The organism is Thermococcus sp. LS1 (genome assembly GCF_012027395.1).
Taxonomy (GTDB): Archaea; Methanobacteriota_B; Thermococci; order Thermococcales; family Thermococcaceae; genus Thermococcus.
In genome coordinates, this window is the sequence record NZ_SNUJ01000002.1 from 481,322 (window position 1) to 493,216 (window position 11,895).

Below are 11,895 nucleotides of genomic sequence, written 5' to 3' on the forward strand. Positions count from 1 at the left end.
TGGACGAAGGACATATAAACCTGTTGGATAAAACCTCCAACGGTGATGCTATGAAAAGCCTCATGCTGGTTGTCCTCGGAAACACAGAAATAAGCACCGTGCCGGGAATAAGCGTTGCTGGAGCAACGCCAGAGCTCACAAAGCTTACTCCACCAGCCGATGCTGAATACCTGTTCTACGAGAAGCCGAAAATCATAGACGTGATTCCCGTTACCCCCGAGGGACATCCCACGCCAGCCATAATCACCAAGGCTGCAAGGGAGCTTGCCAACTTCCCGCTGATGATAGTCCGCGGTGGGACGTATCTGGCCCCCCTCGTGCCTCACGTCCACATCAGCGACCACGTTGGCAGGGACTTCAGGAAAGAACCTGCCCTTCCGGGGGCTGAGGAGATAATCGAGAGGGCAAGGCTCTTCGGCGAAGAGCTCAGCAATACCCCAATCGAAGAGCTCGTCATCGGCGAGTCCACTCCAGGAGGAACGACAACCGCTCAGGCTGTCCTCTGGGCGCTCGGCTATGAAGCCAGAACTTCTTCAGCGGCCCCAAACAACCCCCAGAGCCTAAAGGAGGAGGTTATAAAAGCAGGCTTTGAAAGGGCTGGAATAAAGCCTGGAGACTTCAAAGAGAAACCCCTCGAAGCACTCAAGCAGTTCGGTGACCCCATGATGGCAGCGGTAGTCGGGATAGCACTCGGTTTCAAAGGCAAAGTCGTTCTTGCCGGTGGAACCCAGATGCTCGCCGTTGCAGCTCTGCTGAAGGCCCTCGGAGAGGACATGAGCAGGTTTATGATAGCGACAACCAAGTGGGTTGTAAATGATAGAAGCGCCACATTCATCGACACCGCAAAGGAGATCGGGATAATCACTTACGCCGCTGATCTGGACTTCTCGAAGAGCGAATTCAAAGGCCTCAGGGACTACGAGAATGGCTACGTTAAGGAGGGCGTTGGGGCTGGTGGTGCCACCTGGCTGGCGGTTAAGGCCGGATTCTCCCCTGAAGACGTCAGCAGAAAGGTGGACGAGCTTTACAGAAGGCTGATGGAGCTGAAGGCCACCTAGCCCCTTATTTTCTCCCACTTCCTTATGCTCTCTTCAAGGGCTTTCCTGACGGTTTTTCCGATGTTTATTCCCAGCTTCGTTGCTGTTCCGGCCCACTCTTTCTCCCCGGGATATGCAAAAACCCCTATACCGTCGCTTGTCGTCCCGGTGGCCTTGTAGCCAAGCTTTAAGAGGGTGTATGTCTTAGCCTCAGTCGCTGTCATTATCGCGTTGGCCATAGCCCCAACGGTTAGCCCCTCGTTTATCACAAGGGCGATGTTTATCGTCCCCGGCTTCCACGGTGTGGGGACTTCGCCAGCTATGGCCGGATTTGTAATGCCCGCCGTCACGTAGGCTTCGACGCTCCCGTTCCTGGCCATGCTAAGAACTTTCCCCACATCTGCGGCAGTCATGAAGCCGACGAAGTTCTCCAACCCGTTCTCACGCTCGAAGGAAATGCAGTCAGCCTTATAGTCACCGGAGTAGTTCTTGTGCACCATCATAAAGAAGAAGCCGTTGGCGTTAACAAGACCTCCTCTGTGAGGCGCGTTGCTGAGGGCCATCATAGGTTCATTGAATGATTTTATGAAATGTCTGGACTCCATGGGGGACTCTACGGGGAGGACATATTAACGCTTTACGCTTTTTCTGTTAAATGCTTCCGCTTATCACTGAAAAGGTTATTAACTTCCTCGCAAAGATTTTTTGGGTGATAGCATGGGAGCGGAGGAACACAGGAAAAAAGCGCCGAAGAAGTTTAAGTTTGCAGCTATAACGGTCAGCGATACCGCAAGCAGAGGAGAGAAAGAGGATGCTAGCGGAAAGTTTCTCGTTGAGGCCCTGAAAGAGAGTGGAAACGAGAACGTCCATTACACTATCGTGCCGGACGAAAAGCTGGCAATAATCAAAGCAGTCATTGAGTCTATCGAAAAAGGTGCCGATGTGATCGTTACCACAGGCGGAACGGGAATAACTAGCAGGGATGTCACGATAGAGAGCATAAGAACGCTTTTCGATAAGGAGCTGGTTGGCTTTGGCGAGGTCTTCAGGCTGAGGAGCTATGAAGAGATTGGAACAGCCGTCGTTCTCACCAGGGCAACCGCTGGAATCATCAGGAGCGATGGCAGGGCCATAGTTGTCTTCTGCCTGCCGGGAAGCCTGAACGCAGTCAAGACCGGAGTGGAGATAATCAAGAGGGAAGCTTATCATGTACTCAAGCACGCGAGGGAGTGAATATGCGCGAGTTCAAGAAGCTGACGCCTTACAGAGAGGCCCTTGAGCTGATGCTAAACGATTTAACCGAAATCCCGGACGTCGAGGAGATACCGCTCGAAGAAGCTCTTGGCAGGGTTCTGGCCGAGGACGTAGTCTCACCCATAGACAGCCCGCCCTTCGACCGCTCTGCAGTGGACGGTTATGCTTTGCGCGCCGAGGACACCTTCCAGGCTAGGGAATACAACCCCGTTGAGCTTAAAGTTATTGATGAGATAGTCGCCGGGGAGGAGAGCAAGGTAAAAGTCGAACCCGGAACGGCAGTAAAGCTCATGACCGGCTCAAAGATGCCGGAAGGGGCCAATGCAGTTCTCATGCAGGAAATGGCTGAGCGCGAGGGGGAGATAATCAGGGTTCTCAGACCCGTCGCCCCGGGTCAGAACGTTGCCTTTGCTGGAGAGGACGTGAAGAAGGGCCAGGTCGTGCTGAAGAAGGGCCAGGTTTTAAGGCCCCAGGATCTGTCACTGCTCAAGAGCATAGGGTTCAAAACGGTCAAGGTCAAGAGGAAACCGCGCGTTGGGATAATTGTCACCGGTGACGAGCTGATAGAAGAGTTCGACGAGGAAGCGCTAAAGGCTGGCAAGATACTCGAGAGCAACTCTATTATGCTAAAGGGACTTGTTAAGCAGTATTTCGGCGAACCCGTCTTTTACGGAGTCGTCCCCGATGACGAGGAGACAATAAGAGCAGCGATAGAAAGAGCAAAGGCCGAGAACGACATTGTCCTGGTAACAGGGGGAAGCGCCTTCGGTGACAAGGACTTCGCCCACCGCTTCGTCAGGCTCCTTTTCCATGGGACGACGATAAAGCCGGGAAGGCCAATAGGCTACGGCGAGAGGGTCTTCATTATGAGTGGTTATCCCGTTGCCGTTTTCGTGCAGTTCTACCTCTACGTCAAGCATGCCTTAGCGAAACTCGTCGGGGCTGAAAACTACGAGGTCAAAGTTTACGCAAAGCTGGCCGAGAGGGTTTCAAGTCAGCTTGGAAGGCATGAGTTCGTCAAGGTCTGGTACGAAAACGGTGTTGCAAGGCCGATTAAGAAGAAGGGCAGCGGAATAATAAGCTCGCTCGTTAAGAGCAACGGCTACATCATGATTCCTGAGGACAGTGAGGGTTATTTAGAGGGAGAGACCGTGGAGGTCGTACTTTATTAAGAACTCCTTACAGCCATAATGAAAGCCCATGAGCCGACAACCTACGTAAAACCGCGGAAAAGAACACTCATTCCTCCATCAGCTCTTCTTTTTTTGGCTTCTTAACGAGGAGTTTGACTTCGCTAGGAAGCTCTCCATGGTTGGCAAGGTTCTCTATAAGCTCGATGACTTCGAGTTTCTCCTGTTCTTTTTCATCTATAACCTCTGTCAGTGGGTTTGGTCTTGCCCACGGAATTATCTCCTGTATTTTGCTGTCAAAGTCTTCCGGCCGAGTATTCAACCCTTGCATGTCTTTCACATTTGTTAATATCACGCAAGGATAAATAAACCTTTTCTATACAGATTTTGCAATTATCTGGACCAATAATGCAGAATTTGTAGAGAACACAAATGTGCATGCTATGGCCCGCCCGTAACTCCCGCCCCCATCGGTGCCTGACGGCGAGCTCGGGCGGGCTAACCCAGGCGGGCCTCAGCTGTACTCGGCCTGGGTTTCCCACGGTCATTGCGCTCCGTAACGCGGAAGGCCCTCCCGTGGGGACCTCGCTGAGGCCGAGCTGTAGCCCCCGCATCGCCCCCCGGTTCATTCTCCCCGGGGTCCTCGCGCAGGGGCATTATGGAGTTAAAAAAAGAGGTATATAAAGTTGCCTTCACTCAACGAGCTTCTTGAGCTGAGCGTAGAACCTGGGTTCCAGACTCTCCTTTTCGAGAACGATTATGAGCGTGCCATTGTTGACGATTACAAAGTCCCTCAGCTTTGACAGGAACTTCATGAGGCTCTCCCACGAGTTGTAAACCGTAAGATATTCAAGACAGTCAATTACGATGATCCCGTGCTCGCCGGATCTTGCGAACTCTTCAAGATACCTATAAGAAATCTCGGTTATCCTTGCAAGATTGGTGGGGTTTATAGTGTTTTCAAATTTGCCCTGGAAGGGTATCGTTGTAACAAAGTAGTATTTCCATCCCTCTGGAATGTCATCCACATTCCTAATAAATGCAAGTACTGGCCGACCTCTTAGCTTTTCCTTGATCTCTTGATATTCGGTTTCACTGACTAAAACAACTCCTGGCTCAAGATTAATGGGGTTACCATCATCTCTTTTTGGAGGTTTGAAGAATTCCGATGATGTGAGTTTCACCATTGCGGCTACCATAGTAACTATTAGAACTGTAGATAGGGTAAACCCGATTGGTTTATACCACTCATTAGTTCCGAACAGCGCGGCAGGTACAAGATGGACTCCGAAGAGAATTATGCTAACATAAAGGATCTTAATGGCAGTTTTGTATATCTCTTCAGTCTCCTTCAGTAATAACCCACCCGCTATCACAAAGATACCACTTATACCCAGTGTTGCAGCGCTAGTTGCAGTCCAAAAGGCATCTTTAGTGTATGCATAGACACCCACCATATAAATAATGAAAAAAACAGGCATGGGTGCAAATATAGCAAGGGTTTTATGTCTAGCTACAATAGACTCCTCCTCTAGGAACTTTACGGATCCGTAGAACATTAACGCCGAAAATGCCGGAAGAAATAGAACCCCAAGCATCTGAAATATTGGGTTTGTAAAGACCGTAGAAGAAATCGCAAGAAAATCGAAAATCCAAGCCAGAGAGAATGCTAGGGCAGATTTCCTTTTATTGTAGAGATATATCTTAAATATCCATCCAGCCGCCACCAAGTCCGCCATAAGTACCATTATTGCCTCTACAGAAACAATTGCTTGAATACTACCCAACTTTCTCACCCCCTATTCCTTTGGGGATTTCCAAATCCATCCCATTTGAACGGCCCTTCAGGAGGAGCTCTGATGGCAGTCTCATCTTCAAATTTAATCACTAGAATCTCAGGTCTGGCTACTATTATGCCAACCCTACCCCGTTCGCCATGTTTAACTATGCAATATTCATCCTCCTCATTCTTTAGTGGAAAAATAAGTGTGAATGGGTAGTTGGGATAATACCAGAACTCACTACCCTTATGAATACCAACGAGATCACCAAAGAGATAGTAGCCATAGAGGGGTATTAACGTAGTGTTCTCAAACTTCTGAGATAAGATTTCAAAAAACTCATGGTTTATGCCAACGCCGCTTATTATGGCAGTCTCGATTGTTTCACTGTACGGCTCAAAGAGTGTCATGATAGGAGGAGCAGACCTAACAAGGTTTATTCTGTCCTTTTCCATCACGCGTTTTGTGTACTTAACGAGAGGGTCAAGAATCTTAAGGGCTGCTTCAAGGCCTTGCTCCGCGTAGACTTTTTTCAATCCGTCAGTTTCCATGCCAATGAAATACAATATGCCACCATAGCTCCAGACGAGTTTACTTATTTCATCTTGATACCAACCGTACGGACCGTGCGCAATTGCCCTCATTTGGTGCTCTTCATTGTAAATCTCATCAAGACCGTAAATTTTGTCAAGCGCCTGTCTGAGGTAAATATGAAGAACCTTCAGATAGTGCCTGTCCCAATGTCCAATAGCCCGTTCTCGTGTGGTCCCAGAAGACTGGTAAAAACGGATTCTGCCCTGATAGTTGGTAGGAACAAACTCCAGCCAGTTGTTCCTCAGAAAGTCTTCATCAACGGCCAGTCCTGAATTGAAAATGTTCTCAAACACATTCTTTAGGTTTCCCTGAAATATATCATCAAAGTTAGGCTTAAGAGTCTCTGCGATCTTCTTCCAGTAGGGTGTTCGTTGGAAATGAAACTCGAAGACCTCCCGAAGATATTCGAGTGTCTTGGTTTCATCAACATCCAAGGGATTAATATACAGATTATCCAATATCTTCCTGTAATTCATGGAGACTTCTCAGGCTGGATTATATAAAAACCTTTTCCCCATCGAATCCCATCTTTTCGATAAGATAATCTACAAAGTATGATAAGATAATCTACAAGGTATATTGAATAAACCTTTAAAAGTTATATATCATGAGTTCAAATTATTGCATCGGTGAGCGTCTATGAACTTGATTGTTGGAAGAATCAGCCGGAGGGACATGGAAGATTTCCAATATACTCTTGAAATGGCATTGAAAAGCACTGAGTTCTGGAGGGAGAAATTTTCTGGGATAGACCCCAACGGAATGAACGTAGAGAAGTTGGCCGAGCTGACAGAGACAGTGAAGATAACTCCTCACGACCTTTACAAAGTCGAAGAGGTGTGGCCAGATTACATTCACAAGGCTCAGGTGTTCTATACTGTTATGCGTACCAGTGGAACTACAGGGAAGCCAAAAAGAATCCCGTACACGCGCGATGACCGTTTCAGAACTGCCAGACAAGTAGAGCCATGGATACGCAAGTACATGGACAATGGAGACAGGATAGCATCTTTCTTTCCACCGCTTCCGTCTTCATCCGGAATGTTTGCCTTTGGAGCATTTGAGGCCATAAACGCCAAGTCGGCATATTACCAGATACCCATTCAATACCTCCTCGACAAGGAGATGCTCTTGAAGGAGCTCCAAGACATCAAACCCACAGCCATATTCTGTCTAACAGCAACCGCCTACAACCTAGGACTCATCCTTCCAGAATCAATAAAGAAGGACATACAGACAATAGTTGTCGGCGGCGAGACACTGACCCCCGAACTTGCGAGGGCTACTTTAGAACTCTTCGAAAACGCAGTTATTATAGATAACTTTGGTTCAACTGAAGATGCAATAACAGGCTACCGTGTGATAACGAAAAAGAAAACAACCGAGTTCCATTTTGAAGAATCAGTAGTAATCCTCAAGGACAACGGCGATGGTTATGATGAGTATAAGCGAATCTATATAACAAAAGTGATGAGGAACGGCGAGCTGACAGGTTTACCGCTCTTCAACTACGATATAGGCGACCTTGCAAGGGTTGTCGATGGTGAAGTCAGAAACATTATCAGAGTTAAAGATGTAATAAGTCTCGCCGGGGCAAAGCTCCACATAGATCAGGTGATGGAAATCGTTTTCGACCATCCCGACCTGCTCGATTTCGTGATAATCTACCACCCACTCTCACCCAAGAACCCAAAACCCAAGGCCATCATCCGCGTCGCATACAGTGGCGAGAAGCCTGCTGGAATTGAAGACGAAGTTAGAGAGCTTATATATGGGGCAAATAATCCTGTCAGATACGAAGTGGAAGAATCAAAGCAGGCAGAGCTCACAATCGAGGCAGTCCCCTTGGAGAAGCTGAAGGAAGGCCTCCCAAGAAAGCTTGGCAAGACCAAGAGGATATATATTGTTGGTAAAGATCTTTAATTCTTCCACCTTTTCTCTTCAATTTTGTCACAATGCCGAAAATTTATTTAAGGCTCTTCTCAAACTTCCAGCGGTGGTAGGATGAGTGGAAAGATTATTCACGACGGCATTCATGGTAGCATGAAGCTTACCGGCTTAATCCTCGATCTCGTCAAGACTCCGGAGTTCCAGAGGCTCAGGAACATAAGACAGCTTGGCTTAGCTTACCTCGTCTATCCAGGAGCAAATCACTCCCGCTTCGAACACTCCCTAGGTGCATGGAACATAGCCAAGAGGCTCTCCGCCGAGGTAGGCCTGAGCGAAGACGAGAGCATGCTCCTCCAGGTTGGTGCTCTCCTCCACGACATCGGCCACGGGCCCTTCAGCCACACTTTCGAGAGCATCTACAAGCACTACGTCAAAGAGCACGACCACATGCGCCTCGGCCAAGACATCATCCTCGGGAGGATAAACATTACGGAGAGCGAGAACGGGGGCAGTATTCCTGAGATAATAGAAAGCTACGGCTACGACTTCACGCCGAAAGACGTTGCTGACCTCATCCTCGGAAAGCACGAAAAGCGCTACTTGGGACAGATGCTCCACGGAGATGTTGACGTCGACCAGCTGGACTACCTCATAAGGGACGCTCACTACACGGGCGTCGCCCACGGCATAATTGACCTGGAGAGGCTGATGAAAGTCCTGAAGGTGCATGAGGGCGAACTCGTCGTTGATGAGAAGGGAATCGAGGCTGTCGAGGGCATGATGGTTGCCCGCTCGCTCATGTACTCCCGCGTTTACTTCCACCACACGGTGAAGATAGCAGAGGGAATGCTGACCAGAGCGTTAGAGTTTGCCCTGGAAGAAGGCCACCTCTGGGACTTCTGGAAGATGATTGACTGCCGCGTTCTGGTGGAGCTTGAGGACCTCGAGGGCTATCCAGCTGAAATCGTCAGGCGCATAAAGTACAGGGAACTCTACAAGGCGGCCGTTTTAGCCAGTGCAGACGAGCTGACGAGCGAGGAGAAGAGGGAGCTCCTGACCGCTTACAGGAATGTCAAGAGGAGGCAGGAGATAGAGAGAGCTTTGGCCGATGCCGTTGGTGCCAGGGAGGGCGAGGTGATCCTCGAGTTCAGCATAGCCGACCTGATGCTCAGCGAGCCGAGGCTCAAGGCCACGGAGATAAACGTGCTCCTCGGAAACGGCGAGCTTCAGCCCCTCACCAAAGTTACCCCCCTGGCCAATGCCCTCAAGAGAAGACAGACTCCCCGGTGGGCCGTTCTCATAGCCTCACCGAAGGAATACGTCGACAAAGTCAGAGAAGTCTGGAGAAAGGTCATCTTCAGCTGAAGAGCTGCTTCTTTATCTCCCTTTTCAGCTCCTCAATCATTTCTATGAGTTCGTCGGCGTCTCTAACCTCTTGGAGGCTCTCCTTGGGTATGAGAGGCACCTCCTTGACGACTTCTGTCTTGGTCTCCTCCAGGATGAAGACACCGTCGCTGTTGATTATCCTGCTTACCTCCGCAACCATCTCTGCACGCTTGACCGTTGAGCGGGTCTTCTTCTCGTCTATGCCCGTGAGTATCTTGAACTCGTCTTCCTTTGAAACCGCGTTGAAGGGAGCCTTCTTGACCTTGACGACGCCGAGTCCAAGCCCTTTGAGCTGCTCGAAGATTTCCCTTTCGAGGGGGGTCTCCGGTGTGACGTCGAGGTTGGCCTCGACCGTTGAGTGGAGTATGTCGATGGGCTCGGCAAGGGGCTCGTCGAAGAGCTCCTCAAGGCGAATCGCGACCTCAAGGGAAACCGCCTGTTCGCCCTTCTCGTAGTTGAGGAGGCTCTTCCTGGAGACTCCCACGAGCTGAGCCAGCTCATTCACGGAATAGCCATGCTTCTCGCGGAGGTGCTTCAAAAGCCTGCCGTTTATTCTAACGTAGAAGCCGCCGCGCTCGGCAAAGATCGCTGGCAATTCGTTCTCGACGAGGACATCGTAGAGGGTTTCCGGCCTCAGGGCATAAATGCCGAAGCGCTCGTAGACAACACCCTCCTCGAGCTCGGCGTTCTTGCTCCTTAGGCCGACGATGAGCGGTGAGGCCTTGAAGAACTTGGAAAGTCTCTTCAAATCTTCTGCCTGCTCTTCGGTTACAGTGTCTATATTGGTCGCTACTTTAATGAAGAGCAACAAGAGTAACCTGCTCGCCACTATATCAAAGCACGCACCTTTAAACTCCATTCTTGCGGTTTTGTAGCCCGTGCCCCTGAGTATTGCCTCGACGGTTCTTATGAGTCTCTCCCTGTCCATCATTTTTAAATAGGTGAAAGGCCTTAATAAAGTTAAGGTGTTTGCATGAGGCCGATAATCCTTAAAGGGAACCTTGTTTCACTCGGGATACTTCTGCGCGAAGACCTGAAGCATGTCTGGCTCTGGTACAACGACAGAGACGTAAGGCGCTACCTCTCCTTTCCGGAGGAGATATTCTTCTACGAGGACGAGCTCGAATGGTACGAGACACTGAGAAGAGAAAAGAAGCACGAAAAGGTTTTTGCGGTAATCGAGAACTCCTCGCGCTCCCTCGTTGGACTCGTGGGACTTCACAAAATCGACTTTCACAACGGACGCGCCGAGCTAGGCTACTTCATTGGGAAAGAATACTGGGGCCGCGGCTACGCCAGTGAGGCCGTTTCTCTGGCGGTTCGCTATGCCTTTGAGTGGCTCAACCTGAGGAAAGTCTATGCCCATGTCTACGAGAGCAATGGGGCTTCAATTAGGATTCTCGAAAAGAACGGCTTCAAATTGGCCGGCCGCTGGAGGAAGCATCAGTACGTCCCAGGGGAAGGCTTCGTTGATGTTCTCTGTTACGAGCTCTTCCGCGAGCCTTAGCTTTTTAAACCCCTCCCCTTTTTCTTCCAACCATGAGGCTCCACATCGGCATCGACGACACTGACTCACCGAACGGCATGTGCACTACCTACCTCGGTGCCATCCTCTACCGCGAGCTGTCCCGGATAGCGGAGCCCATAGACCTTCCCCGCTTGATCAGGCTCAACCCGAACATTCCCTACAAGACCCGCGGCAATGGAGCGGTGGCGATGACCTTTGAAGTTGATGAGGAGCTTATAACCGAGGTTAAAAACACCGTCCTCTTCTACGTGGATCGGCTTGCCGACTTCGAGCACGAAAATACTAACCCCGGTGTCGTGTTCTTCGAAGGAGATATTCCAGAAGAGCTCCGCGAGTTCTCGTTGAGGGCTTTGAGGGAGCACGTTACGATCGAGGAGGCTGAAAGGGTTGCGAAGAAAGTTGAGGCAGAGTACTTCAAGTTCAAAGTCGGGAGGGGCATAATCGGCGCGCTCGCGGCGGTTGCTTACCCGCTGGAGAGGTTCACCTACGAGCTGTTAGCTTACAGAGAGCCCGACAACTGGGGAACGCCGAGGAGAGTGGACGGGGAGAGTGTATTTCTGGCCGATAGCTGGAGCTATCCCTTTACCTACGATAACGTTGACCCCTACAAGAGGAGCGTCCTCATAACCCCTCACGGCAAGGATCCCGTTCTGGTTGGCATCAGGGGAATTGACAGAGGAAAGGTTCTCCAGACCTTTGAGATGGTTCGCTTTGAGGAGCCAGTGGCGTTTTACCAGCTCTACAAGACGAACCAGAACACGGACGACCACCTTACATACAAAAAAATCGGCGAGCTGAAACTCTACGACAGCGCGGTGGTTAGGGGAACGGTGGTTAAGCCCTACTGGGAGCGCGGGAGGCACGTATTCTTTGAGCTTGAGGATGAAACGGGAAGGATTCGCGTTGCTGCCTTCGAGCCGACCAAGAAGTTCAGGAACTACGTGAGGAAGCTTCTTCCGGGTGACGAGATCATAGCCGCTGGAGGCGTTAAGGAGCACGAGGGCGTTTTGACGCTTAACCTCGAAAAGTTCTATCCGGTGAAGCTCGTTCCGAGGATCGAGTACCAGAAGCCGAAGTGCCCGAAGTGCGGCGGGACGATGAAGAGCAAGGGTGATTACCTCAAGTGCAAGCGCTGTGGCCATAAGATGCCGAAGAAGCTCATCCCGGTTGAAGTCCCGCGCGAGCTGGAGATGAAAATCTACGAAGTGCCGCCAGACGCGAGGAAGCACCTGTCAAGGCCTCTAGTGCTGCCAGGTGGGGAGGAGAAAATACTAGAAGGGCTGAGAGAATAGAAA

Annotated in this window: 12 protein-coding genes; 7 read left to right on the plus strand and 5 right to left on the minus strand. The window is 50.2% G+C overall.

All coding sequences use genetic code 11. From position 1 onward, the window contains the following. Nucleotides 1-50 precede the first annotated feature (50 nt). On the plus strand, nucleotides 51-1,058 hold the full coding sequence (gene cobT / locus E3E26_RS07100) for a nicotinate mononucleotide-dependent phosphoribosyltransferase CobT (protein WP_167900571.1): 1,008 nt from the start codon (nucleotides 51-53) through the stop codon (nucleotides 1,056-1,058). On the opposite strand, the gene E3E26_RS07105 is transcribed toward cobT, so the two are convergent. After that, complete coding sequence (locus E3E26_RS07105; protein ID WP_167900572.1) at nucleotides 1,055-1,642, minus strand: adenosylcobinamide amidohydrolase; 588 nt, start codon at nucleotides 1,640-1,642, stop codon at nucleotides 1,055-1,057. The genes cobT and E3E26_RS07105 overlap by 4 nt on opposite strands. A 112-nt stretch (nucleotides 1,643-1,754) precedes the next feature. On the opposite strand from E3E26_RS07105, the gene E3E26_RS07110 reads away from it, so the two are divergent. Continuing rightward, nucleotides 1,755-2,270 (plus strand): molybdenum cofactor biosynthesis protein B, encoded by a 516-nt coding sequence (locus E3E26_RS07110; RefSeq protein WP_167900573.1) that lies wholly within the window; start codon nucleotides 1,755-1,757, stop codon nucleotides 2,268-2,270. A 2-nt stretch (nucleotides 2,271-2,272) separates the two neighbouring features. Then, a complete protein-coding gene (glp, locus tag E3E26_RS07115; protein WP_167900574.1) occupies nucleotides 2,273-3,463 on the plus strand; it encodes a gephyrin-like molybdotransferase Glp in 1,191 nt (396 codons plus the stop codon). Nucleotides 3,464-3,530: 67 nt separating this feature from the next. On the opposite strand, the gene E3E26_RS07120 is transcribed toward glp, so the two are convergent. The 3 genes from E3E26_RS07120 to E3E26_RS07130 form a co-directional block, all read right to left on the minus strand. Beyond that, nucleotides 3,531-3,752, minus strand: coding sequence for a hypothetical protein (locus E3E26_RS07120; RefSeq protein WP_167900783.1), 222 nt, complete (start codon nucleotides 3,750-3,752; stop codon nucleotides 3,531-3,533). A gap of 361 nt (nucleotides 3,753-4,113) precedes the next feature. Continuing rightward, nucleotides 4,114-5,217, minus strand: a complete 1,104-nt coding sequence (locus E3E26_RS07125) for a DUF835 domain-containing protein (RefSeq protein WP_370520098.1) — start codon at nucleotides 5,215-5,217, stop codon at nucleotides 4,114-4,116. Next, entirely contained in the window at nucleotides 5,214-6,272 is a 1,059-nt protein-coding gene (locus tag E3E26_RS07130; RefSeq protein WP_167900575.1) for a hypothetical protein, read from the minus strand. Before E3E26_RS07130 ends, E3E26_RS07125 begins: the two co-directional genes overlap by 4 nt. Nucleotides 6,273-6,435: 163 nt before the next feature. Between E3E26_RS07130 and E3E26_RS07135 the strand changes: the two genes are divergently transcribed. Further along, nucleotides 6,436-7,719 carry a phenylacetate--CoA ligase family protein gene (locus tag E3E26_RS07135; protein WP_167900576.1) on the plus strand — a complete coding sequence of 428 codons (1,284 nt, stop codon included), beginning with the start codon at nucleotides 6,436-6,438 and terminating at the stop codon, nucleotides 7,717-7,719. Nucleotides 7,720-7,800: 81 nt separating this feature from the next. Further along, complete coding sequence (locus E3E26_RS07140; protein ID WP_167900577.1) at nucleotides 7,801-9,051, plus strand: HD domain-containing protein; 1,251 nt, start codon at nucleotides 7,801-7,803, stop codon at nucleotides 9,049-9,051. On the opposite strand, the gene E3E26_RS07145 is transcribed toward E3E26_RS07140, so the two are convergent. After that, nucleotides 9,044-10,000 (minus strand): transcriptional regulator, encoded by a 957-nt coding sequence (locus E3E26_RS07145; RefSeq protein ID WP_167900578.1) that lies wholly within the window; start codon nucleotides 9,998-10,000, stop codon nucleotides 9,044-9,046. The two genes, E3E26_RS07140 and E3E26_RS07145, sit on opposite strands and share 8 nt — an antisense overlap. Nucleotides 10,001-10,045: 45 nt before the next feature. On the opposite strand from E3E26_RS07145, the gene E3E26_RS07150 reads away from it, so the two are divergent. After that, the gene (locus E3E26_RS07150; protein ID WP_167900579.1) at nucleotides 10,046-10,579 is read left to right on the plus strand and encodes a GNAT family N-acetyltransferase; all 534 of its coding nucleotides are present in this window, start codon (nucleotides 10,046-10,048) and stop codon (nucleotides 10,577-10,579) included. 32 nt (nucleotides 10,580-10,611) lie between these two features. Further along, nucleotides 10,612-11,892: a tRNA(Ile2) 2-agmatinylcytidine synthetase TiaS gene (gene tiaS, locus E3E26_RS07155; protein ID WP_167900580.1), complete on the plus strand. Its 1,281-nt coding sequence runs from the start codon at nucleotides 10,612-10,614 to the stop codon at nucleotides 11,890-11,892. Nucleotides 11,893-11,895 lie beyond the last annotated feature (3 nt).

Bases quoted from the DNA above. Each gene is read 5' to 3' on its own strand.
- glp (WP_167900574.1), top strand. From the start codon at position 2,273: ATGCGCGAGTTCAAGAAGCTGACGCCTTACAGAGAGGCCCTTGAGCTG.
- tiaS (WP_167900580.1), top strand. From the start codon at position 10,612: ATGAGGCTCCACATCGGCATCGACGACACTGACTCACCGAACGGCATG.
- E3E26_RS07105 (WP_167900572.1), bottom strand. From the start codon at position 1,642: ATGGAGTCCAGACATTTCATAAAATCATTCAATGAACCTATGATGGCC.
- E3E26_RS07140 (WP_167900577.1), top strand. From the start codon at position 7,801: ATGAGTGGAAAGATTATTCACGACGGCATTCATGGTAGCATGAAGCTT.
- E3E26_RS07110 (WP_167900573.1), top strand. From the start codon at position 1,755: ATGGGAGCGGAGGAACACAGGAAAAAAGCGCCGAAGAAGTTTAAGTTT.
- E3E26_RS07150 (WP_167900579.1), top strand. From the start codon at position 10,046: ATGAGGCCGATAATCCTTAAAGGGAACCTTGTTTCACTCGGGATACTT.
- E3E26_RS07135 (WP_167900576.1), top strand. From the start codon at position 6,436: ATGAACTTGATTGTTGGAAGAATCAGCCGGAGGGACATGGAAGATTTC.
- E3E26_RS07145 (WP_167900578.1), bottom strand. From the start codon at position 10,000: ATGGACAGGGAGAGACTCATAAGAACCGTCGAGGCAATACTCAGGGGC.
- E3E26_RS07120 (WP_167900783.1), bottom strand. From the start codon at position 3,752: ATGCAAGGGTTGAATACTCGGCCGGAAGACTTTGACAGCAAAATACAG.
- E3E26_RS07130 (WP_167900575.1), bottom strand. From the start codon at position 6,272: ATGAATTACAGGAAGATATTGGATAATCTGTATATTAATCCCTTGGAT.
- cobT (WP_167900571.1), top strand. From the start codon at position 51: ATGAAAAGCCTCATGCTGGTTGTCCTCGGAAACACAGAAATAAGCACC.